This is a genomic window from Pantoea sp. X-Soil-YNGN-785 (genome assembly GCF_059730585.1).
In genome coordinates, this window is record NZ_AP035942.1 from 1,699,251 (window position 1) to 1,720,405 (window position 21,155).

A 21,155-nucleotide genomic window follows, 5' to 3' on the forward strand; every position below is an offset into this window, starting at 1 on the left:
GCATACTGTACATGCCCATTTTTACTCTGGCGGGACAGCATTTCTGCTGGCTTCATCCCTATAAATCCAAGCTTCTGATTAAAGCTGCACCACGGCAGCGCGAGCCCCGCTCTCTGCAGAGGCTTCAGACGGGACTGCCGGATGCGAAAAGGTGCGTGACAGGTCGCTGAGCCTGCGCTGGTTTTGCGGTACAGTTTTTGCAACAGGGGAATAATTACTTTCACTCTCCGCCGGTGCAGCCTGTCGGAGAGGCCTCCGGGTCCGGTATTCCATCCAGGATAAATCATCATGCGGCTCCGCCATATAGAGGTCTTTCAGGCCATCGTACAGACCGGCAGCATCAGCGCAGCGGCGCGCCTGCTGAATGTGTCGCAACCGAATATCAGCCGTGTGCTGAATCACGCTGAACAGCAACTGGGATTTGCGCTGTTTGAGCGACGTATACAGGGTATGAGTGTGACGGCAGAAGGGCGACGCCTGTTGCCTGAAATCGACGATCTCTGCCAGCGTCTGCAATCCATTACCCAGCTCACCGAACAGCTGCGGCGTGGTGAAGGGCAGTTAGTCCGCGTCGGCGCGGCTCACGCGTTTGGTCAGATGGTGATGGCCCCGGCTCTGGTCACCTGGCGGCAACAGATGGCTTCGGTCAGTGTCGAACTGGTCACCGAGCACTTCAGTACCTTATGCCAGATGATTCTGGAAAATCAGCTCGATTTCGCGCTGGTCTTCGGTCAGCAGGTCGATGCGGATCTGCTGGCTGAACCTCTTTTTCAGTCTTCCATGGTGGCGCTGTTACCGCGCCATCATCCCCGCCATGAACCCGTTACGCTGCAATGGTTATGCGACAATAATTTACTGATGATGCAGGCGCAGGATCCTCTTGGACGCGTCCTGCATCGTGCGCTGCGTGATAAGAAACTGAATCCCGCCGTTTCGTTGTCGATCAAAACCTATTCGGTCATTGCAGATATGGTGCTGGCAGGCGGTGGCGTGGGCGTCGTGGATCTCTTCACCGCCTGTCGCTATGCCGATCAGCTAAAGCTGCTGCCCGTCGCCCAGCCCCTGCCGTTTGAAGTGATGCTGATCAGCCGTCGTGACCAGCCACAGTCGCAGTCCACGCTGCAACTCAAGCAGGTGATTCGTAACAGACTGTGGGAGATAGCCCGGCAGTGTCAGGCGCAGTTTATGGAGGGCTGAACCCGCGTCTGCATTGTCAGGTTGCCTGAGATTTTATTCATTCTTAACCCGGATACGTCATGAAATAACGCGCAGTGCGTCTGTTTCACAATGGTGCACGCTGCACTGACATCATGCGCGTTAATCCGGCCAGCAAGTCTGCAGACCGCCTTCCTCCGCTGTTTTTAACAGTTGGCGCAGTAATTGCTTTCTCATCGTTACCGTATTCTGCAGCGCAGGAACAGGCACCGTAGCCTGGTAAGCGGCTTGTGGCGACCCGCCACTCCACGACATCGATTTCAGGCGAAGAAGCCCTGCCGGCAATGCTGTCGGCGGGGCTTTTTTTTGGAGTAAATCTATGAATAAGTTGAAAGCATGGTTTCAGGGGCCACAGGATATTACCGAAGCAGAGGCCGTTGAGGATTACGCGGTTGGTCGCGTGCCGTCGCACTATCGCTGGCCCATTCCGGCCATTATTCTGGTGTTGCTTGGCAACTCTACCGCCATGTTCTGGTTCAGCCTTGGCGCAGACATGAGCTACCAGGTCGGCTGGCCAATGCTGCTGCTGCCGATAGGTTATATGGTGGTATTCGCCACCCTGATTGGCTCGTGCATTATGAAGATGGCAAGCAAAGAGGGGCTTTCTCTTAATCTGATGACACGCGGTCTGGGGTTTGGCTATATGGGCTCCGCCGTCACCTCGCTGATTTATGCGGTCAACTTCATCTTCTATTTCCTGTTCGAAGGCACCATTGTTTCCCACGCCATCGCCAACTATGCGGGCGTGCCGGTCAACTCCCCGACCGGTATCGCCATCTTTGCGCTGATGGGGCTGGCCGCCATCTGGTTTGTCTGGAAAGGCATGTCATCAATGCAATTTCTGCAAACCTGGGGCGTTCCCATTTTCATTGTGCTGTTTGGTTTTTGTATCTGGCAATTAACGCACCACTATCCGGCGGTCAGCTTCAGCGGCTGGCAGCCAAAGGGGGAGGTCGACAGTAACGCTTTGTGGCTGGTCATGAATATGGCCAACGGGCAGATTGTTTTTCAGGGCCTGATGGCCACCGATTACGGTCGTTTTGCCCGCCCGGGTATCAGTCATAAAGGCACCGCAACGATCATGCTGGGGATGCTGATCCCGATTGTCGTGGTCATGCTGTTTGGTGCCTTTATGGCCTACACCCTGATGCCGCATATTCAGGGCGATGATGTCTGGTCGCTGGCGCTCGATCCGGGCTTCGTCTTCCCGCTGATCATTGGGCTGACCGGCGTATTATTTGCGGTGATTACTCAGATCCGCATTAACGTGCTCAATCTCTACTCGGGTTCGATTGCCCTGTCGAATACCATGGATATGGCGTTTAACTATCGGCCGGGACGTCAGTGGTGGATGTTGCTGGTCTGGCTGCTCGGCGTGGTGTTCTATATCTGCAATATCCTGCAGTACACCGGCACTTTCCTGTCGATTACCGGCATTCTCACCAACACCTGGGTATTTATTATCCTTGCGGATTACTTTATCTGTCGCAAAGTGCTGCATCTTGCGCCCTCTGATTTCGTGGAGTTTCGCAAAGCGTATCTGCGTATGTGGAACCCGTCCGGCGTCATTGCGTTGTGCGTCGCGGTTGCGATAGGCGCGGCGGGTGTGCTGGGCCTGTATCCGATGGTGTACGCCTCGTTTATTGCCATGCTGGTGGGTCCTGTGCTGCATGTTGCTATCAGCGTGGCAACGCGCGGCAGCTATTACTTCAAAACGTTCCCTGAGGATATGCAAACCAACTGGAAACCCTCTGATGCTTACCAGGGACCGAAACCGGTATTTAATCCGTTACTGAGCAAGGAGGCAGAATAATGCAAATCAATGTGGCAACCATTCAGTTTGAACCCACGCAGTTCAGAAAAGAGGAGAATGTCGCTCGCCTGCTGGCATTGGCAACTCAGGCCGCGCGGGATGGCGCACGTTTGATCGTAATGCCGGAAATGGCCACCACCGGTTACTGCTGGCTGGACCGCGCGGAAGTCGCCCCCTATGTCGAAACGGCAGACGGCGCCACCAGCCAGGCATTTGCTGCTATTGCGCGTGAATTTAACTGCTTTCTGGTCTTCGGCATGCCGGAGCGGGACAGTGTCACAGACCTCTACTATAACAGCGCCATCCTGGTCGGACCGCAGGGCGTAATCGGCGTTCACCGTAAAACCCACCCCTATATTTCGGAACCGAAATGGGCGGCGAATGGTGATAGCGGTCATCAGGTCTTTCAGACGGAGATTGGCAATATCGCGATGTTGGTCTGTATGGATATTCACTTTATTGAAACCGCGCGGCTGGCCGCGCTGGGCGGCGCGCACATTATCTGCCACATCAGCAACTGGCTGGCTGAACGTACACCTGCGCCTTACTGGCTCACGCGCGCCTGGGAGAATGGCTGCGCGCTGATTGAAAGTAATCGCTGGGGATGGGAGCGGGGCGTGCAGTTCAGCGGCGGCAGTTGCATTGTGGATAGCCAGGGGCGTTTGCTGGCCAGTTGCGACGGCGGCGATCGGATACTCAGCGCTGAATTACCCCTTCCGGAGGAAAATCCGCAACTGAATAAGCGCCGGCCTGAGCTGTATCAGCGTTTGATGACCAATACGTTCTTCTGGAATCCAAAGGACTTTTTTGGCTTGTACGGACGTCATCCACTGCCCGATGGCAAAGCGTCCCGGATTGCGGTGGCGCAGTTTCGCCCGCAAAACGATGTAAGTACTAATCTGAAACAGATTCGGCACCAGGCCGAACAGGCAAAATCGGGCGGCGCAGAACTGCTGGTCTTGCCGGAGCGGGCGCTGACCGGGAGTGACGGTAGCCGCTTCGCGCTAACGCTGGATGATACGCCTGTACAGACGCTGATCGCACTGGCGATGGAACTGGATATCGCGCTGCTCGCGGGATTCGCCGAGCGGGAAGGGGAGCAGTACTTTAACAGCGCGGTACTGGTGAGCAGTAGCGGATTGAGTGCGCACTATCGGCAGATTCACGTCAGCGACCAGGATCGGCAGTGGGCCAGCGCAGGCAGTCAGTGGGTGACGTGCGATCTGCCGTGCGGGCGCGTCGGTATTTTGCTGGGCGAAGATTTGCTGGTGCCGGAAGCCGCACGGATTCTGGCGCTGGAAGGCTGTGACATCATCGCCTGTCCGGCGCAGCTTCATTCCCCCGTTCCCATGGCGCACGCGGGCACGGCGATCCCCCATGTCTGGCCGATTCCGCGCGGTGCCGATCCTTACCACTGGCTTCTGCCGCGCGTTCGGGCCGGTGAGAATAATGTCTGGCTGGCGTTCGCTAACTGGCCAGCCGCTGAGGGTGAAAGCTTTGGCCTGAGCGGGATATTTGGCCCAGACACGTTTGCTTTTCCGCGTCAGGAAGCGAAAGCTATCGGTGAGAAAGGGCTGGCCGTACTGGAGATATCCACGGGTTCAGCCGGCACTCCTTACCCGGATCATGTTGTAAGACGTAAAGATCTGGTGCTGATGCGTCAGCCGCATTACTACACTGCGCTGATTACTCTACCACCGCGCTGAGAAACAGACGCGGCCTGCGGGCCGCGTTGATTCAGGAGCTATTATGACTGCCACTCCGCTGCTGCCTAAACGCGTTATTCCGGTTGGTATTCTCTATTCTGTTTCAGGCGATTATGCGGTGATCGGGCGCGAGATGCTTAATGGCATCCTGCTGGCAATCGAGGAGATAAACGCTAATCCCGCCCATCCGTTTACCCTTGCGCCTGTGATCCGCGATCCGCAGGGTTCGCTGGATCTCTACTATGAATATTGTCACGACTTACTCTATCGCCACGGCGTGCGTCATGTGATCGGCTGCTACACGTCCGCGGCGCGAAAGACCATTCTGCCGTTGATCGAGGGTGCCAACGCGCTGCTGTGGCATTCCGCGCGCTATGAAGGGTTTGAGAGCAGCAATAGCGTGATTTACCTGGGCGCCACCCCTAATCAGCATATTTTGCCGATGCTGAGCTGGCTTTTACAGCAGCAGGCGGCAGAGATCTATCACATCGGTTCGAACTATGTCTGGTCCTGGGAGATGGATCGCATCACCCGTGAAGCCATGATCCCCGCGGGCGGCAGCGTGCTGCAAAGCAAATTACTGCCGATGGGCGAAGAAAATGTCGAGACGATAATCGCGGATATTATCGCCTGCCGCCCGAAAGTCCTCCTGAATACCCTGGTCGGTAAAAGCGCTTACAGTTTTTACCGCGCCTGGCATCAGGCCTGCCAGCAGCAGCCCTGGTTAAATGAGGTGCTAAAGCTAAGCCTGACCTTGTGTGAACCGGAAGTTCAGTTGATTGGCGCAGAGGCGTTAGAGGGATACCTGGTTTCTGCCAGCTGGTTTCAGTCGATAGACAACACCGCCAACCGGCGTTTTCTCAGCAGCTATCACCAGCGCTTTGGTGAGCATGTTTCGCCATCAGTGGACAGCGAGAGTGCCTGGCTGGCCGGGCATTTGCTGGCGAGAGCCATTGCGCGCCACGGCAATGATGACGTTGAAGGTGTACGCGATGCGGTATTGCTGGATGAAATGGATTCGCCAGCCGGGCGGATCCGCCTTAACGCCGGAAATAATCACTGCTGGCTGACCCCGCATCTGGCGCGTTGCCACAACGGCAGGCTGGAGAGTTTCTGGCAGGCTGATGCGCCGGTGGAACCCGATCCCTGGCTGGCCTGGGTGGACCTCGCGAGCCTTATGCCGCATGGAGGTGGCGAATGAGCCGAAAAAACGTGCAGATGCGCGGATTAAAGGTGTGTGTGATCGGCTGTTCTGACCGTGATAACCACCATCTGGCGCAGCAGTTTAGCCGCATAGGGATAGAAGGCCTGTTCTGTGCAGTGTTTCCGGATGAGAACCAGCTGGCTGACCAGCAGTTGGTGGTGTTCGATGGCGATAACTCTACCCTGTTTCACCCCACAAACCCGCTCCCCTGGCCCGCGCTGCCAAAGATTGCGCTGACTGCCATTGAAACGCCATCACGACTACAGTGGATTGCCGAACAGAAGATCGACAGCTACATGCGCAAACCCGTGCGCTTTGACGGTGTGATGACTGCGTTTACCCTGGCGCTTACTCATGCCGCACAGATCCACCAGCTCGAAGCGCAGCTCCGGCGGCAGGAGGAGCGTCTTAGGGCTCGCCGGTTTCTGTTTTCCGCGCAACTGCGGGTAATGTCTGCGCTACGGCTTGAGGAGGACGATGCTTACAGCCTGCTGCGCCGCGCTTCAATGGCGCAACACATGACCATTGAAAATCTCAGTTGTGCGTTGCTGAACGATATGGAGTCCTGGATCAACCGGCTGAGGTCAATGCTGACGGAGTAATGGGCATTGTTTAACCGGAGGCTGTACTGTTTTTCATACGCATCTTTGAGTGCGTTGTTGCGAGAGATATTGGGACGCTGTGAAATAAAAAATCCACGCAATTGCGTGGATTTTTATAGGGTTTTTGCGTTGTTATGAGATTCAGCGAAACCTCATGAGACAATCAGCAAATCAGACGTTAAACAGGAAGTTCATCACATCGCCATCTTTCACGATGTACTCTTTACCTTCTGAACGCATCTTGCCGGCTTCTTTCGCGCCTTGCTCGCCTTTGTAGGCGATAAAGTCTTCAAACGCGATGGTCTGGGCGCGGATAAAGCCTTTCTCGAAATCGGTGTGGATTTTACCGGCTGCCTGTGGAGCAGTGGCGCCAACCGGGATGGTCCAGGCACGCACTTCTTTCACGCCAGCGGTGAAGTAGGTCTGCAGGTTCAGCAGCGAGTAACCGGCGCGGATAACGCGGTTCAGGCCAGGCTCTTCCAGTCCCAGCTCCGCCATGAACTCTTCACGATCTTCATCTTCCAGCTCGGCAATGTCCGACTCAACGGCGGCGCACACCGGCACGACGACTGAACCTTCTGCTTCAGCAATCGCACGCACCTGATCCAGGTACGGGTTGTTCTCGAAACCATCTTCATTGACGTTAGCAATGTACATCGTTGGTTTCAGGGTCAGGAAGCTCAGATAGCGGATGGCCGCTTTGTCGTCGGCATCCAGATCCAGTGAACGCAGCATGCCCGCTTCAGAAAGATGCGGCAGGCACTTCTCCAGCGCAGCCAGCTCGGCTTTGGCATCTTTATCGCCGCCTTTGGCTTTCTTCTGCACACGCTGAATCGCACGTTCACAGGTTTCAAGATCGGACAGTGCCAGTTCGGTGTTGATGACGTCAATATCTTCCGCCGGGTTCACTTTACCCGCCACGTGGATGATGTTGTCGTTTTCAAAGCAGCGCACCACGTGGCCGATCGCTTCGGTTTCGCGGATGTTGGTCAGGAACTGGTTACCCAGGCCTTCACCTTTGGACGCCCCTTTTACCAGGCCCGCGATATCGACAAATTCCATGGTAGTCGGTACCACGCGCTGTGGTTTAACAATCTCAGAAAGCTGGTCGAGACGCAGGTCAGGCATGGGTACCACGCCGGTGTTTGGCTCAATGGTACAGAACGGGAAGTTAGCCGCTTCGATGCCCGCTTTAGTCAGCGCGTTAAACAGAGTGGATTTACCGACGTTCGGCAGGCCCACGATACCGCATTTGAATCCCATGGTTTGATACCCTTTATAACTGGATGGACAGCGCGCCAGAGGGCGGACTGTCGGAGACGAATGGAAAAATTTCGCGCATTATACACGGAATCACGACGATTCGGGCGTTTAAGCAGACCTGAAGGCGTGCAGCCGGTTCATTGCCTTGATGCGATCCTCTTTCAGCCACAGTTCGGTGCAGCGCGCCGCCTCATCAATGGCATCATCAATCAGCTTCTGCTCGCTGGCGGGCGGCTTGCCCAGCACAAATCCGGTCACCTTGTTGCGATCGCCGGGATGCCCGATACCGATGCGCAGCCGATGGAAATTATTGTTGTTGCCCAGCTTGCTGATGATGTCTTTCAGGCCGTTATGGCCGCCATGGCCGCCGCCCTGCTTGAACTTCGCCACACCGGGCGGCAAATCGAGTTCATCGTGCGCCACCAGAATCTCTTCTGGCGTGATGCGATAAAAGGTCGCCATTGCCGCCACCGCTTTACCGCTCAGGTTCATAAAGGTGGTCGGCACCAGCAGGCGTACATCCTCGCCGGCTATCGCCAGGCGTGCAGTGTAGCCATAGAATTTGCTTTCCTCTTTCAGTGACTGATTGTGGCGTTCAGCCAGTAGATCCAGATACCAGGCACCCGCATTGTGGCGTGTGGCGGCATATTCAGCGCCCGGATTGGCCAGTCCCACAATCAGTTTAATGCTGCTCACAATGATTATCCTGCTGTTATCGCGAAAGGGCGTTAGTTTACTTCGCCACAGGCGAGATGACAAAGCACAAGCATTGAAATGGTTCAGAACGGTGATTAATCATTTTCTATCTAAATCAACAGGCTGCATTCAGGGCCAGGTCATTCTTTATAGCTGATGTGTGATCCAGTCCGCAACGTGGACCCCAGCCATTGCCTAAACTTATGGCACTTAACATTGTGTGCGGTTATTAACTCATATGGATGGAGGTGCAGCATGAAACATCAACACTGCCGCGTAGCGGGTAACAGCTTGATGGTACTGGGATTAGTCACAATGGTGCTGGGTGTTGGGTTTTCAATCATGAACCAGCTGCCGTCACTCGATTTGCCGCAGTTTCTGGCGCAGGGCGCGATTCTGAGCATCTTTATTGGCGCACTGATGTGGCTGGTGGGCGCGCGTATCAGTGGCCGTGAAAAAATTGAAGATCGCTATTACTGGCTGCGTCACTATGACAAGCGCTGCCGCCGGTCACACAATTCCCACCACTAACTGATGGCTGCCGGGACCGGATGCTGCGCTGTGCAGTTCCGGCCACTGGCTTTGGCGTGATAGAGCGCCGCATCAGCAAGCGCCAGTAAACTCTCAAAATCCTGCTGGCCGTGCGTGACCGTGGCAAAGCCAATGCTGACCGACCAGGCAATTTCATTGGGTTGCGACGCACAGACTGCCAGCCGGATCGCCTCACACCACGCCTCTGCATCCCGTGCTTCAGCCGGAATGATGGCCGCAAACTCTTCGCCGCCCAGTCGTGCAAAACGCCCCTCAGCCGGTATCAATCCTCTGACAATTTCGCAAAAGTGAATCAAAATCTGGTCGCCCTGATGATGGCCATACCGATCGTTGATGCTTTTAAAATGATCGAGGTCGAACAGTATCGCGCTGAACGGCCGGTTCTGACGGCGGCAGCGCGCCACTATTTTCTCCGCTTCAGCAAATAGGGCGCGGCGATTCCAGACGCTGGTCAGCGGATCGTGCAGGGAAGTGTGTTTTAACGCGATCTGCATCCGCTCATTTACCATGGCCAGAATGGTAAACGTCAGGCCGATGACAAACAGAATGGATTCCAGAATCACGTAAACCGAGAAGTCCGATCCGCCAATCGCCCCAGGTTGTGTACTGGGAATGGCGCTATCCAGAAACAGGCGCGCCAGATGAAACAGCAGGTGGATCCACAACAGCAACTGGGCAGGCCAGAAAGTGGCTTTCAGCGTGTCACGCGCCTGCCAGACCAGCTGGATCAGTGCGGCAGTATAAGCAACGCAGGCGATACACAATACCAGTACCCGTTTGGGTAAGCTGTAATAAAACGCCGGAAAGCAGCAGAGGAGTACCCAGAGCAGAGCACCCAGTAGCCAGTGCGTGCCGATAGGTTTACCGCAGAAGCGCCGGAACGCATTTAATAATCCGCCATAAGCGAGCATCACTAACACATTGCCCACTGCAACCGGCAGAAAATGCAGGCCGCTGCTGCGCAGACTGCTTAAGAATACGGTAATCAGGGTGAAAATCAGTGACAGGCAGGTGAAGCCAAGAACGCGGTCATAGTGCGACCCCACCCAGGCAAAAACCATAATGATGCTCAGAAACCCCAGTACATAGAGCTCGCAGACAAACAATGTGTAGATATCGAGGCTCATGGTGGCTGAATTCTGATGGGAAATGCGCAGCAAATTACCACTTAACGCTTAACGGCAGAAGCGGGGGAACATCGCGTTTTAGTAAAAGAGTGGGTGGCGTTGAAAATAGGGGATTAAAAGGAAATTTATCGGGGAAAAGTCAGAAAAAGAAGCGCGTTAATCCAGACGGCAGAGATAAAAAAACCGGGCACAGGGCCCGGTTCCGCGAAGATTAATGCTCGAACATCGCCGAGATCGATTCTTCGTTACTGATGCGGCGAATCGCTTCGGCCAGCATGCCAGATAAGGTCAGCGTGCGCACATTCGGCAGTGACTTAATCTCGTCAGAAAGCGGGATGGTATCGCAGACGATGACCTGGTCGAGTACAGATTTACGCAGGTTTTCAACCGCATTGCCGGAGAAGATCGGGTGCGTCGCGTAAGCAAATACGCGTTTGGCACCACGTTCTTTCAGCGCTTCAGCCGCTTTGCACAGCGTGCCGCCGGTGTCGATCATATCGTCGACCAGCACGCAGTCGCGGCCAGCAACGTCACCGATAATGTGCATCACCTGAGAAACGTTCGCGCGAGGGCGGCGTTTATCGATGATAGCCATATCGGTGTCGTTCAGCAGTTTAGCGATAGCACGGGCACGTACTACGCCACCAATATCGGGAGAAACAACAATCGGGTTTTCCAGACCGATCTGCATCATATCTTCCAGCAGGATCGGGCTGCCAAATACGTTATCAACCGGGACGTCGAAGAAGCCCTGGATCTGCTCGGCGTGCAGGTCAACCGTAAGAACACGGTCAACACCGACGCTGGAAAGGAAGTCTGCCACTACTTTAGCGGTGATAGGCACACGCGCGGAACGCACGCGGCGGTCCTGACGGGCATAACCAAAGTAGGGGATGACTGCGGTAATACGACCAGCAGAAGCACGACGCAGCGCGTCGACCATCACAACCAGTTCCATCAGATTATCGTTGGTGGGAGCACAGGTGGACTGGATGATGAAAATATCACCACCGCGTACATTTTCATTAATCTGTACGCTCACTTCACCATCACTGAAACGGCCTACAGCGGCGTCTCCCAGGCTGGTGTAAAGGCGATTGGCAATACGTTGTGCTAGTTCCGGGGTGGCGTTACCAGCAAATAGCTTCATATCAGGCACGAGAAGAACCTCAGGCTTTGCGTCCAGAGAATGAACGGCATGACTGTAACCGGCGCGTACGGTCATAGACGTTCACACGGGTGTGTTAATGCGAAACGTGCAGTGTCTGGAACGGGGTGACACTGTCACGCATTCGCTAATCGCCTCGCAGGGTACGCTGTAACGGCGAGACATTAACGCCCCGGGCTACAAATCCGCGTACCCCATTCGGGGCAAGCTCCAGCACCTGGCGGGCGGCGGACTCGGTGTCAAATTCAGCAAACACACAAGCGCCTGTGCCAGTCAGGCGTGACGGCGCGTATTCTAGCAGCCAGGAAACAAGCGCATCAACCTCACGAAAACGTTTTCTTACCACTGCTTCACAATCATTGGTGAAGGGTAAGGCTAAAAGCGTCGATAAACTGCGCGATGGCGTATCCCGCGTCAGCCCGGGGTCGTTGAATACCACGGGTGTGCTGATGTTCACACCGGGATGGGCGACAAGATACCACTTTTCTTCCGGCGCTGCGGGCTGAAGTTGTTCACCCACGCCCTCTGCAAAGGCCGCAAAGCCATGCACAAAGACCGGTACATCCGCGCCCAGCTTCACGCCGATTGCCGCCAGCTCATCCGGTGTGAAGCCGGTTTGCCACAGATGATTCAGCGCCACCAGCACGGTCGCCGCATCAGAAGAGCCACCACCGATGCCGCCGCCCATAGGCAGCCTTTTCTCGATAGCAATCTGCGCACCTGCGCGTGCTGGCAGGCGATGGTTGTCCTGTGCCGCCTGTTTCAGCATGGTCGCAGCGCGCACAATCAGGTTGTCCGCATCCGCGACGCCCGGCACCGGCGTTAACAGCTGAACAGAATCGCTGTGATCGACGCTAATCTGCAGTTCATCACCGTAGTCGAGAAACTGAAACAGCGTCTGCAGGTTGTGGTAGCCGTCGGGACGACGGCCAGTGATGTAGAGAAAAAGATTCAGTTTTGCCGGGGCAGGCCAGTGGGTGATCATTGAACGGTCCAGCCGTCCATACGCAGTTTAATCCGCTGATCGCCCTCTTTCAGCTCCAGGCTTGACGGCAGCGGCGGGGTAACCTTGCTGTCGTAGCCCGCAATCGAAACCTGCCAGTTCTGACCGTCGCGGCTGTAGTTGAGGCTGCTCAGCTGATAGCTATCGTTAAGCTTATAATCCGTGGCATCGCCCGGCAGACCCATCATCCATTGACGCAGATTCGCCAAAGGAATGTTCATGCCGGTCAGCTGCGAGATCATTTTCTGCGCATCGTTGCTGACGTAGCGCTTGCCTTTGTTATCGACGATCTGCACTACCGAGCCCTGCGCATCAAGCTGCAGTTCGGTGCTGCCGAGCGGATTGGTCAGCAGCAGGCGATAGCGATCGGGCGCGGTCTGTTGCCAGTTGAAGCGGGCGTAGACTTTCTGCTTGTCAGAGAGGTAGGCAAAGGCGCCGCGGGTCTGGTAGTGCGTGACCTTTGAGACCGCCTGCTGATGCTGTTGCCACTGTGGCGCGGTAACGCTGGGGCCGGGACCTTGCGGTTTGTTGACGCTACAGGCCGCCAGCAGCACGCTGGCAAGGGGCAAAAGGCGCAACAGATTGCGTGGTGAATTAAGCATCAAGTGGTCATCTCCTCGGACACATTTATTATTCGTAACGGATAACGCTAACCGTCCCGGTTTTAACCGTCAATGCTGTTATGCAGCAAATTGAGCACGAACAGGTTAATCTTATTACAGTCATAGCCTTTGTATGGCTTTTCTTGATCTGCCGCATCTTGTAGAATGCGCCTCACAAAACCCTGACATTATTGGGACATCCCAACCAAAACCGCCATGACGCTGCTCGCTCTCGGAATCAACCACAAGACTGCCCCCATTGCTCTGCGCGAACGCGTTTCGTTCGGGCCGGAGACGCTTGAGCAGGCGCTGAACAGCCTGTTATCACAGCCAATGGTGCAGAGCGGCGTGGTGTTGTCCACCTGTAACCGGACGGAACTCTACCTGAGTGTAGAGCAGCAGGCCGATTTACAGGCGCGTCTGGTGAGCTGGTTATGCAATTATCATCAGCTGGATGAAGAGGATGTACGCAACAGCCTCTACTGGCATCAGGATAATGAGGCGGTCAGCCACCTGATGCGCGTCGCCAGCGGACTTGATTCACTGGTGCTGGGCGAACCTCAGATCCTCGGTCAGGTAAAAAAAGCGTTTGCCGACTCCTCACGTGGTCATGCGCTGAGCAGTGAACTGGAACGCATGTTCCAGAAAACCTTCTCTGTCGCCAAACGCGTGCGCACGGAAACCGATATCGGTGCCAACGCGGTGTCAGTGGCCTTTGCCGCCTGTACGCTGGCCCGTCAGATCTTCGAATCCCTCTCCTCCGTTAATGTGCTGCTGGTTGGCGCGGGTGAAACCATTGAGCTGGTGGCACGTCATCTGCGTGAACATCAGGTCAAAAATCTGATCATTGCCAACCGCACCCGCGAGCGTGCCGAAGCGCTGGCGTCGGAAGTTGGGGCAGAGGTGATTACGCTGGCGGAGATCGATGCCCGCCTGGCCGAAGCCGACATTATTATCTCCTCAACCTCCAGTCCGCTACCGATTATCGGCAAGGGGATGATGGAACGCGCTCTGAAAGCGCGACGTAACAAACCCATGCTGCTGGTCGATATTGCGGTGCCACGCGACGTGGAGCCGGAAGTCGGCGATCTGCCTAACGCCTATCTCTACAGCGTGGATGACCTGCAGGCGATCATCGAGCAGAACCTGGCACAGCGCAAAGCGGCCGCGGTTCAGGCCGAAAGCATCGTGGTTCAGGAAAGCAGCGAGTTCATGGCGTGGCTGCGCTCACAGGGCGCGGTGAATACCATCCGTGAATATCGTTCTCAGGCGGAGGATATCCGTGCTGAGCTGGAAGGCCGTGCGCTGCAGGCGCTGCAGCAGGGTGCCGATCCGCAAAAAGTCATGCAGGAACTGGCGCACAAGCTGACCAACCGTTTAATACACGCTCCAACCAAATCACTTCAGCAGGCCGCCCGCGATGGCGATAATGAACGCCTGCAGATTTTACGCGACAGCCTGGGTCTCGATTAGGCGCACCGCTGTCGCCACCTGTTTACGGGAATCCCACATTTAAATGAAAACCTCTATAGTTGCCAAACTGGAAGCCCTGCAGGAGCGCCACGAAGAAGTGGAAGCGATGCTGGGCGATGCTGGCGTGATCGCCGATCAGGAGCGTTTCCGTGCGCTGTCACGCGAATATGCTCAACTGACCGATGTGACCCGTTGCTTCCGCGACTGGCAGCAGGTTCAGGAAGATATCGAAACGGCGCAGCAGATGCTCGACGATCCTGAAATGCGCGATATGGCGCAGGAAGAGTTGCAGGAAGCGCGTGAGAAGAGTGACGTGCTGGAACAGCAGTTACAGGTGCTGTTACTGCCGAAAGATCCCGACGATGAGCGCGCCTGTTTTATTGAAGTGCGCGCCGGAACGGGCGGTGATGAAGCCGCGATCTTCGCCGGCGATCTGTTCCGCATGTACAGCCGCTATGCCGAAGCGCGTCGCTGGCGGGTGGAGATCGTCAGCGCCAACGAAGGCGAGCATGGCGGTTACAAAGAAGTGATTGCCCGCGTCACCGGCGACGGTGCCTATGGCCGCATGAAGTTCGAATCAGGCGGACACCGCGTGCAGCGCGTGCCGGAGACCGAATCACAGGGCCGTATTCATACTTCAGCCTGCACCGTTGCCGTGATGCCGGAAATTCCGGAAGCGGAACTGCCGGAAATCAACGCTGGCGATCTGAAGATCGACACCTTCCGCTCATCCGGCGCAGGCGGTCAGCACGTAAACACCACCGACTCCGCGATCCGTATTACCCACCTGCCAACCGGCATCGTGGTGGAGTGTCAGGACGAACGTTCACAGCATAAAAACAAAGCCAAAGCGCTGGCGGTGCTGGGTTCCCGTATTCACGCGGCAGAGATGGCCCGCCGTCACGCCGCCGAAGCCAGTACCCGCCGCAACCTGCTGGGCAGCGGCGATCGTTCTGACCGTAACCGTACCTATAACTTCCCGCAGGGCCGCGTGACTGACCACCGCATCAACCTGACAATCTACCGTCTGGACGAAGTGATGGAAGGCAAACTCGACAGCCTGATTGAGCCGATTGTGCAGGAGTACCAGGCGGATCAGCTGGCAGCGCTGGCTGGTCAGGACTAATGGATATTCGTCACTGGCTGAAACAGGCTGTCGCCACGTTGTGCGGGGGTGACAGTCCGAAGCGTGACGCAGAGATCCTGTTGGGTTTCGTGACCGGCAAATCGCGCAGCTGGTTAATTGCCTTTGATGAAACGGCGCTCAACGATGCGCAACTCGCCCAGCTGGACAGCCTGCTGGCGCGACGTGCCCGGGGTGAACCGGTGGCGCATCTGGTAGGCGAGCGTGAGTTCTGGTCGCTGCCGTTACGTGTCAGTGACGCCACGCTGATCCCGCGCCCGGATACCGAACTGCTGGTTGAGCAGGCGCTGGCGCATCTGCCCGCGACTCCCTCGACCATTCTGGATATGGGCACCGGCACCGGGGCGATTGCGCTGGCGCTGGCCAGCGAGCGGCCCGACTGTCAGGTGACCGGCGTGGATCGCATTGAAGCCGCCGTTGAGCTGGCAGGCAGCAATGCAGAACAGCTCAACCTCTCTAATACCACCTTTCTGCTCAGTCACTGGTTTCAGGCGCTGACGCCGCAGCACTTTACGCTCATCGTCAGCAATCCACCCTATATTGATGCCAGCGACACGCATCTGGAGCAGGGCGACGTGCGTTTCGAACCGCGCAGCGCACTGGTGGCGGATGAAACGGGGCTGGCCGATCTGCGCACGCTGATTGAGCAGGCGCCCGCGTGGCTGCTGCCGGGTGGCTGGCTGCTGCTGGAACATGGCTGGCAGCAGGGTGAGGCGGTGGCCACGCTGATGCAGAATAATGGCTATCACGCCGTTGAAACCGTCAGGGATTACGGCGGTAATCCGCGTGTGACGCTGGGTCAGTTCCCTTCATAAAAGCGCTTTGAAAAGGATTCATGATGTTTGCTTTTTATCCCCTGATTAAAAATCTGCATATCTTAACGGTCGTGCTGACCGTGACGCTGTTCCTGCTGCGGTTTTACTGGCTGCGCCGTGGTTCGGCGATGATGACAAAACGCTGGGTCCGCATTCTGCCGCACGTTAACGATACCCTGTTACTGGCGACCGGCGTCCTGCTGGTGGTGATTACCCACTTCTATCCCTTCACGCCACAAGGAAGCTGGCTGACGGAGAAGCTTTTAGCGGTTATCATCTACATCGCCTTAGGATTTGTGGCATTGAGTCGCCGTCCACGCACTGATCGCACCCGCTGGATCGCTTTTCTGGTGGCGTTAATCGCCCTGGTGACCATCACTACGCTGGCGCTGACCAAAATGCCGTTATGGGGATAGCATGACCTCGATCGAACAATTAGATTTCAGCCAGACACCGCTGTGTGAAGCGGTGATTGGTGCCACGCTTGCCATCCGCGCCGATTTCCCGGCGGTGTCGGTGGAAGCGCAGCTTGCGGCGTTAGTCGCCGAAGCGCGTGACTATGTCAGCGACATCGAAGATGCTGACATGCAGCTGGAAAAGCTGCTGGAGCTGTTTTATCGCCAGTGGGGATTTTGCGGCGCCAGCGGCGTCTATAAACTTTCTGATGCGCTCTGGATCGACAATGTCTTAAAGACCCGTCAGGGCACCGCCGTGTCACTGGGCGTGATTCTGCTGCACATCGCCGCCGAGCTGGAACTGCCGCTGATGCCGGTGATCTTCCCGACGCAGCTGATTCTGCGCGCCGACTGGATTGATGGCGATAAGTGGATGATCAACCCGTTCAATGGTGAAACCCTTGACCGGCATACGCTGGAAGTGTGGCTGAAAGGCAATATCAGCCCCACCGCGCGTCTGTATGACGATGATCTCGACGAAGCCAAAACCGTCACCGTGATGCGCAAGATGCTCGACACGCTGAAAGCGGCGTTGATGGAAGAGCAGAAGATGGAGCTGGCGCTGAACGTCAGTCAGGTGCTGTTGCGTATCGATCCGGATGATCCCTATGAAATCCGCGATCGCGGTTTGATCTACGCGCAGCTGGAGTGCGAACATATCGCCCTGAGTGATTTAAACTATTTCGTTGAGCAGTGTCCTGAAGACCCGGTCAGCGAAATGATCAAAGTTCAGATTCACGCAATCGAACAAAAACAGGTCACGCTGCACTAAGCGGACCCACTGAAAAGGAAAGGGCATGACACAGAAAGTCGTGAGTATTGGCGATATCAACGTTGCAAACGATCTGCCATTTGTTCTGTTTGGCGGGATGAACGTGCTGGAGTCGCGCGAGCTGGCGATGCGCATCTGCGAGCACTACGTCACCGTGACAAATAAACTCGGTATTCCTTACGTGTTTAAGGCGTCGTTTGATAAAGCGAACCGCTCCTCTATTCACTCTTACCGTGGCCCAGGCCTGGAAGAGGGGATGAAGATTTTCCAGGAGCTGAAGCAGACGTTTGGCGTGAAGATTATCACTGATGTCCATGAAGCGGCACAGGCGCAGCCCGTCTCCGAAGTGGTTGATGTGATCCAGCTGCCGGCCTTCCTGGCGCGTCAGACTGACCTGGTGGAAGCGATGGCGAAAACCGGTGCGGTCATCAACGTGAAGAAGCCACAGTTCGTCAGCCCGGGTCAGATGGGTAACATCGTGGATAAGTTCGCGGAAGGCGGCAACGAGCAGGTTATCCTGTGCGATCGCGGCAGCAACTTTGGCTACGACAATCTGGTTGTCGACATGCTCGGCTTTAACGTGATGAAAAAAGTCACCAAAAACAGCCCGGTAATTTTCGACGTGACCCATGCGCTGCAGACGCGCGATCCGTTTGGCGCAGCATCCGGCGGTCGTCGTGCGCAGGTGGCAGAGCTGGCGCGTGCCGGTATGGCGGTCGGCATTGCCGGTCTGTTTATCGAAGCGCACCCGGATCCGGAGCATGCCCTGTGTGATGGCCCATCCGCGCTGCCGCTGGATAAGCTTGAGCCGTTCCTGGTGCAGATGAAAGCGATTGACGATCTGGTGAAGAGCTTCCCGGAACTCGATACCAGCAAGTAAGTTTTCTGCAAAAAAAAGAGCGAATAATCGCTCTTTTTTTTCGCCTGAAATTCGGTGAAGTTACAGCATGATGGTCATCAGATAGCCAATAAACAGCGCCAGATGCGCAGCACCGTTCAGAACATTGGTGCGGCCGGTTGAGAAGGAGATCTGACAGAGGATCAGCGATGCCATCATAATCACCATCTGCGGCGGCTCCAGCCCGAATATCAGCTCCTGTCCGGTCAGCGTGGCGATAATGGTCACCGCAGGCACCGTCAGGGAGATGGTCGCCAGCACCGAACCAAAGAACAGGTTCATGGCGCGCTGCACCTGATTCATCAGTACCGCCTTAATCGCGCCCAGGCCTTCAGGGGAGAGGATCAGCAGGGCCACCAGGAAACCGGTGAACTGTGCCGGTGCATTCATCTCCGTCAGCAGGCTTTCCAGCGTGTTGGCGTTCATTTTGGTCACGGCAATAACGGCAATCAGATGCACAATCAGCCAGACGGTGTGCCAGACGCTGCTGTGCGCCGACGGCTTACCATGGTGCGGATCACCATCATCGCTATCATCTTCATGCTCATAGACAAACAGGCTCTGATGCGTTTTGGTCTGAATCAGCAGGAAAACGCCATACATCGCCGCGGAAATTGCCGCAATCAGCAGCGCCTGAGTTACCGAGAAGTTTCCGCCCGGCAGCGCGTTGGGAAACACCAGCACCAGAATCGCCAGCGGAAAGATAGCGATGAGATATTGCTTCACGCCCGCCAGATTAACGTACTGCGTCGCAAATTTGTTACCGCCCAGCAGCAGCGCAAAACCCACCAGACCGCCGGTCACAATCATCACTATCGAATAAAGCGTATCGCGCATCAGTCCCGGTGCGGCATCGCCGGTCGCCATCAGCGCTGAGATCAGGCTCACTTCCAGAATCACCACTGACAGACTCAGGATCAGCGAGCCATAAGGCTCACCCAGTCGGTGCGCCAGCACGTCAGCGTGACGCACAACGCTGAATGCGCTGCTCAGAATGGCAACCAGCGCCAGTAAGTTAATACCGACTACGACCGGAAATGAAGTATTTGCACCAAAAAAATAGAGTATACCCAGCGTGATAATGGGAAATATCAGCGAGAATTCCTTGTGACGTGTTTTTTCATGTGAAGGCATTCACCATCCTCTCTGGTTAATGATTATCCGGACGCAGCGGATGCTGTTGTTAGAAATATAATCAGTTTTAAGGCAGGGCGCAGTTTATCTTTTCACCGGCCCGGGTGGGAAAAATTTACTGCTTTTTACTTAAATGCAATAAAGTTCCGAAGGGGTATTAACCTGATATTATCTCAAATATTGCAATAGCAATCAGTCTACAACAATTATGACTTATGCACCTATGTGGTCTCATTCTGCCGGGAAATCGGCTTATCATTATGATTTGCAGGGTCAGCACCTGATTTTTCATCTGAAGCGCTAATAAGTCGCTGTTTGTATTTTTGCTGGCCTGCGCCAGGCTTAGTGTGAATCCATAAACTGAGGAGCCGTTATGCCTTACGCTAACCGAGCCGACTTACCTGACAATGTAAAACATGTGCTTCCTGCGCACGCGCAGGATATCTATCAGCAGGCCTTTAACAGCGCATGGGATCAGTATAAAGAGGCTAAAGATCGCCGCGGCGATGATTCACGGGAAGAGGTCGCGCATAAAGTCGCCTGGGCCGCCGTGAAGAAAGAGTACGAAAAAGGCGACGATGATAAGTGGCACCCTAAACGTTAACCCGGCGGCTAGCCGGTTTGCGGTAAAGGGCCAGGATTATCTGGACCTTTTTTTTGCCTGTGCTATCAGGTTTATCTGGTTTTTTTTAACCTGCGACCGGAATCACGCTTGAAACCCCGCGCGTAAATAGATTAATGTCAATTTGATGATCGAAACGCAGTGCTGTTTGGGCGTCATGTTACAGGAGCCATTCTGCAGGACGCTGTTGAAGTCGAGGAGGTCGCATTGCTTACCCGGGAATTTCTGTTAAAAGCGGATTGTAAGACGTCATTCGGGGATATCGATGAGACGCTGCTCTGGAGTTGCGAGCAGCGCGCGGCTTCGCTGGCAGCCACGCTGGCCTGCCGTCCCGATCACAGCCCGGTCTGGATCTTTGGCTACGGCTCGCTGATGTGGAACCCGATTTTTGAGGCGGACGAAGTCGCGTCCGGTTCGCTGGAAGGCTGGCATCGCGCTTTCTGTCTGCGGCTGATTGCCGGACGTGGCACCGCCACGCATCCTGGCCGCATGCTGGCGCTGAAGCAGGGTGGCCGCACGACGGGACTGGCATTTCGTCTGCCGGAAGCGCGGTTACATGAAGAGCTGGCGCTGCTGTGGAAGCGGGAGATGATCACCGGCTGTTATTTACCGACATGGTGTGAGTTACAGCTGGAGGATGGCCGCAGCGTCACTGCGCTGACCTTTATTATGGACCCGCGCCATCCGCTCTATGAATCGGACTCCTGCCCGGAGGCGATTGCGCCTTTAATTGCCGCAGCAAGTGGCCCGCTGGGATCGAATGCACAGTATCTGTTTGCGCTGGAAGAAGAACTGACCCGGCGCGGCATGGAAGAAGAGAGTCTGAGCCGGCTGGCGCATCAGGTGAGGACGTTACAGCAATCCTGCCTCAGGCAGGCCTGAGCAGGGCCG

At 55.7% G+C, this 21,155-nt stretch carries 21 protein-coding genes; 14 read left to right on the forward strand and 7 right to left on the reverse strand.

The features are described from left to right. Positions 1-288: 288 nt before the first annotated feature. From AC6I8E_RS07870 to AC6I8E_RS07890, 5 genes are all read left to right on the forward strand, one after another. On the forward strand, positions 289-1,197 hold the full coding sequence (locus AC6I8E_RS07870; protein WP_497824645.1) for a LysR family transcriptional regulator: 909 nt from the start codon (positions 289-291) through the stop codon (positions 1,195-1,197). 337 nt (positions 1,198-1,534) lie between these two features. Continuing rightward, positions 1,535-3,028, forward strand: a complete 1,494-nt coding sequence (locus AC6I8E_RS07875; RefSeq protein WP_095707311.1) for a purine-cytosine permease family protein — start codon at positions 1,535-1,537, stop codon at positions 3,026-3,028. Further along, positions 3,028-4,734 carry a nitrilase-related carbon-nitrogen hydrolase gene (locus tag AC6I8E_RS07880; protein WP_497824646.1) on the forward strand — a complete coding sequence of 569 codons (1,707 nt, stop codon included), beginning with the start codon at positions 3,028-3,030 and terminating at the stop codon, positions 4,732-4,734. Before AC6I8E_RS07875 ends, AC6I8E_RS07880 begins: the two co-directional genes overlap by 1 nt. A 43-nt stretch (positions 4,735-4,777) precedes the next feature. After that, positions 4,778-5,935: a transporter substrate-binding domain-containing protein gene (locus tag AC6I8E_RS07885; protein WP_497824647.1), complete on the forward strand. Its 1,158-nt coding sequence runs from the start codon at positions 4,778-4,780 to the stop codon at positions 5,933-5,935. Beyond that, entirely contained in the window at positions 5,932-6,540 is a 609-nt protein-coding gene (locus AC6I8E_RS07890) for an ANTAR domain-containing response regulator (RefSeq protein WP_497824648.1), read from the forward strand. The genes AC6I8E_RS07885 and AC6I8E_RS07890 overlap by 4 nt, the downstream gene beginning before the upstream one ends. Before the next feature lie 171 nt (positions 6,541-6,711). Here the strand turns inward: AC6I8E_RS07890 and ychF are convergent, their stop codons facing one another. Then, complete coding sequence (ychF, locus tag AC6I8E_RS07895; RefSeq protein ID WP_013357612.1) at positions 6,712-7,803, reverse strand: redox-regulated ATPase YchF; 1,092 nt, start codon at positions 7,801-7,803, stop codon at positions 6,712-6,714. Between the two features lie 108 nt (positions 7,804-7,911). Further along, positions 7,912-8,499, reverse strand: a complete 588-nt coding sequence (gene pth, locus AC6I8E_RS07900; protein WP_497824649.1) for an aminoacyl-tRNA hydrolase — start codon at positions 8,497-8,499, stop codon at positions 7,912-7,914. Positions 8,500-8,754: 255 nt separating this feature from the next. Here pth and ychH point away from each other — a divergent pair, with 255 nt between their 5' ends. Then, on the forward strand, positions 8,755-9,030 hold the full coding sequence (ychH, locus tag AC6I8E_RS07905) for a stress-induced protein YchH (RefSeq protein WP_013357614.1): 276 nt from the start codon (positions 8,755-8,757) through the stop codon (positions 9,028-9,030). Here the strand turns inward: ychH and AC6I8E_RS07910 are convergent. From AC6I8E_RS07910 to lolB, 4 genes are all read right to left on the reverse strand, one after another. Next, the gene (locus tag AC6I8E_RS07910; RefSeq protein WP_497824650.1) at positions 9,027-10,178 is read right to left on the reverse strand and encodes a GGDEF domain-containing protein; all 1,152 of its coding nucleotides are present in this window, start codon (positions 10,176-10,178) and stop codon (positions 9,027-9,029) included. The two genes, ychH and AC6I8E_RS07910, sit on opposite strands and share 4 nt — an antisense overlap. A 211-nt stretch (positions 10,179-10,389) precedes the next feature. Continuing rightward, the gene (gene prs, locus AC6I8E_RS07915; protein ID WP_003850825.1) at positions 10,390-11,337 is read right to left on the reverse strand and encodes a ribose-phosphate diphosphokinase; all 948 of its coding nucleotides are present in this window, start codon (positions 11,335-11,337) and stop codon (positions 10,390-10,392) included. Positions 11,338-11,473: 136 nt separating this feature from the next. Then, entirely contained in the window at positions 11,474-12,331 is an 858-nt protein-coding gene (ispE, locus tag AC6I8E_RS07920) for a 4-(cytidine 5'-diphospho)-2-C-methyl-D-erythritol kinase (protein WP_135909089.1), read from the reverse strand. Next, positions 12,328-12,951, reverse strand: a complete 624-nt coding sequence (gene lolB / locus AC6I8E_RS07925; RefSeq protein ID WP_033782873.1) for a lipoprotein insertase outer membrane protein LolB — start codon at positions 12,949-12,951, stop codon at positions 12,328-12,330. Before lolB ends, ispE begins: the two co-directional genes overlap by 4 nt. 216 nt (positions 12,952-13,167) lie before the next feature. Here lolB and hemA point away from each other — a divergent pair, with 216 nt between their 5' ends. From hemA to kdsA, 6 genes are read left to right on the forward strand one after another with little or no spacing between them, the layout of a single operon-like run. Beyond that, positions 13,168-14,424: a glutamyl-tRNA reductase gene (gene hemA, locus AC6I8E_RS07930; protein WP_013357619.1), complete on the forward strand. Its 1,257-nt coding sequence runs from the start codon at positions 13,168-13,170 to the stop codon at positions 14,422-14,424. A 43-nt stretch (positions 14,425-14,467) separates the two neighbouring features. Next, positions 14,468-15,550, forward strand: a complete 1,083-nt coding sequence (gene prfA / locus AC6I8E_RS07935) for a peptide chain release factor 1 (protein WP_013357620.1) — start codon at positions 14,468-14,470, stop codon at positions 15,548-15,550. Then, positions 15,550-16,383, forward strand: coding sequence for a peptide chain release factor N(5)-glutamine methyltransferase (prmC, locus tag AC6I8E_RS07940; RefSeq protein WP_497824651.1), 834 nt, complete (start codon positions 15,550-15,552; stop codon positions 16,381-16,383). The genes prfA and prmC overlap by 1 nt, the downstream gene beginning before the upstream one ends. Before the next feature lie 23 nt (positions 16,384-16,406). Further along, positions 16,407-16,799, forward strand: coding sequence for a SirB2 family protein (locus AC6I8E_RS07945; RefSeq protein WP_497824695.1), 393 nt, complete (start codon positions 16,407-16,409; stop codon positions 16,797-16,799). Position 16,800: 1 nt separating this feature from the next. Then, positions 16,801-17,610, forward strand: a complete 810-nt coding sequence (gene sirB1 / locus AC6I8E_RS07950) for an invasion regulator SirB1 (protein ID WP_147788272.1) — start codon at positions 16,801-16,803, stop codon at positions 17,608-17,610. Positions 17,611-17,635: 25 nt separating this feature from the next. Beyond that, positions 17,636-18,490, forward strand: a complete 855-nt coding sequence (kdsA, locus tag AC6I8E_RS07955; protein ID WP_013357624.1) for a 3-deoxy-8-phosphooctulonate synthase — start codon at positions 17,636-17,638, stop codon at positions 18,488-18,490. Positions 18,491-18,550: 60 nt separating this feature from the next. Here kdsA and chaA read toward each other — a convergent pair whose 3' ends face one another. Next, the gene (gene chaA, locus AC6I8E_RS07960; protein ID WP_013357625.1) at positions 18,551-19,642 is read right to left on the reverse strand and encodes a sodium-potassium/proton antiporter ChaA; all 1,092 of its coding nucleotides are present in this window, start codon (positions 19,640-19,642) and stop codon (positions 18,551-18,553) included. Between the two features lie 373 nt (positions 19,643-20,015). On the opposite strand from chaA, the gene chaB reads away from it, so the two are divergent. Both chaB and AC6I8E_RS07970 read left to right on the forward strand, forming a co-directional pair. After that, positions 20,016-20,246 carry a putative cation transport regulator ChaB gene (chaB, locus tag AC6I8E_RS07965; protein WP_013357627.1) on the forward strand — a complete coding sequence of 77 codons (231 nt, stop codon included), beginning with the start codon at positions 20,016-20,018 and terminating at the stop codon, positions 20,244-20,246. A 225-nt stretch (positions 20,247-20,471) separates the two neighbouring features. After that, on the forward strand, positions 20,472-21,146 hold the full coding sequence (locus AC6I8E_RS07970) for a gamma-glutamylcyclotransferase (protein WP_167493432.1): 675 nt from the start codon (positions 20,472-20,474) through the stop codon (positions 21,144-21,146). Positions 21,147-21,155: the final 9 nt, after the last annotated feature.

Excerpts from the sequence above, each read along its gene's own strand:
- AC6I8E_RS07870 (WP_497824645.1), top strand. The coding sequence starts at position 289 with ATGCGGCTCCGCCATATAGAGGTCTTTCAGGCCATCGTACAGACCGGC.
- AC6I8E_RS07875 (WP_095707311.1), top strand. The coding sequence starts at position 1,535 with ATGAATAAGTTGAAAGCATGGTTTCAGGGGCCACAGGATATTACCGAA.
- AC6I8E_RS07880 (WP_497824646.1), top strand. The coding sequence starts at position 3,028 with ATGCAAATCAATGTGGCAACCATTCAGTTTGAACCCACGCAGTTCAGA.
- AC6I8E_RS07885 (WP_497824647.1), top strand. The coding sequence starts at position 4,778 with ATGACTGCCACTCCGCTGCTGCCTAAACGCGTTATTCCGGTTGGTATT.
- AC6I8E_RS07890 (WP_497824648.1), top strand. The coding sequence starts at position 5,932 with ATGAGCCGAAAAAACGTGCAGATGCGCGGATTAAAGGTGTGTGTGATC.
- ychF (WP_013357612.1), bottom strand. The coding sequence starts at position 7,803 with ATGGGATTCAAATGCGGTATCGTGGGCCTGCCGAACGTCGGTAAATCC.
- ychH (WP_013357614.1), top strand. The coding sequence starts at position 8,755 with ATGAAACATCAACACTGCCGCGTAGCGGGTAACAGCTTGATGGTACTG.
- AC6I8E_RS07910 (WP_497824650.1), bottom strand. The coding sequence starts at position 10,178 with ATGAGCCTCGATATCTACACATTGTTTGTCTGCGAGCTCTATGTACTG.
- ispE (WP_135909089.1), bottom strand. The coding sequence starts at position 12,331 with ATGATCACCCACTGGCCTGCCCCGGCAAAACTGAATCTTTTTCTCTAC.
- lolB (WP_033782873.1), bottom strand. The coding sequence starts at position 12,951 with ATGCTTAATTCACCACGCAATCTGTTGCGCCTTTTGCCCCTTGCCAGC.
- hemA (WP_013357619.1), top strand. The coding sequence starts at position 13,168 with ATGACGCTGCTCGCTCTCGGAATCAACCACAAGACTGCCCCCATTGCT.
- prfA (WP_013357620.1), top strand. The coding sequence starts at position 14,468 with ATGAAAACCTCTATAGTTGCCAAACTGGAAGCCCTGCAGGAGCGCCAC.
- prmC (WP_497824651.1), top strand. The coding sequence starts at position 15,550 with ATGGATATTCGTCACTGGCTGAAACAGGCTGTCGCCACGTTGTGCGGG.
- AC6I8E_RS07945 (WP_497824695.1), top strand. The coding sequence starts at position 16,407 with ATGTTTGCTTTTTATCCCCTGATTAAAAATCTGCATATCTTAACGGTC.
- sirB1 (WP_147788272.1), top strand. The coding sequence starts at position 16,801 with ATGACCTCGATCGAACAATTAGATTTCAGCCAGACACCGCTGTGTGAA.
- kdsA (WP_013357624.1), top strand. The coding sequence starts at position 17,636 with ATGACACAGAAAGTCGTGAGTATTGGCGATATCAACGTTGCAAACGAT.
- chaA (WP_013357625.1), bottom strand. The coding sequence starts at position 19,642 with ATGCCTTCACATGAAAAAACACGTCACAAGGAATTCTCGCTGATATTT.
- chaB (WP_013357627.1), top strand. The coding sequence starts at position 20,016 with ATGCCTTACGCTAACCGAGCCGACTTACCTGACAATGTAAAACATGTG.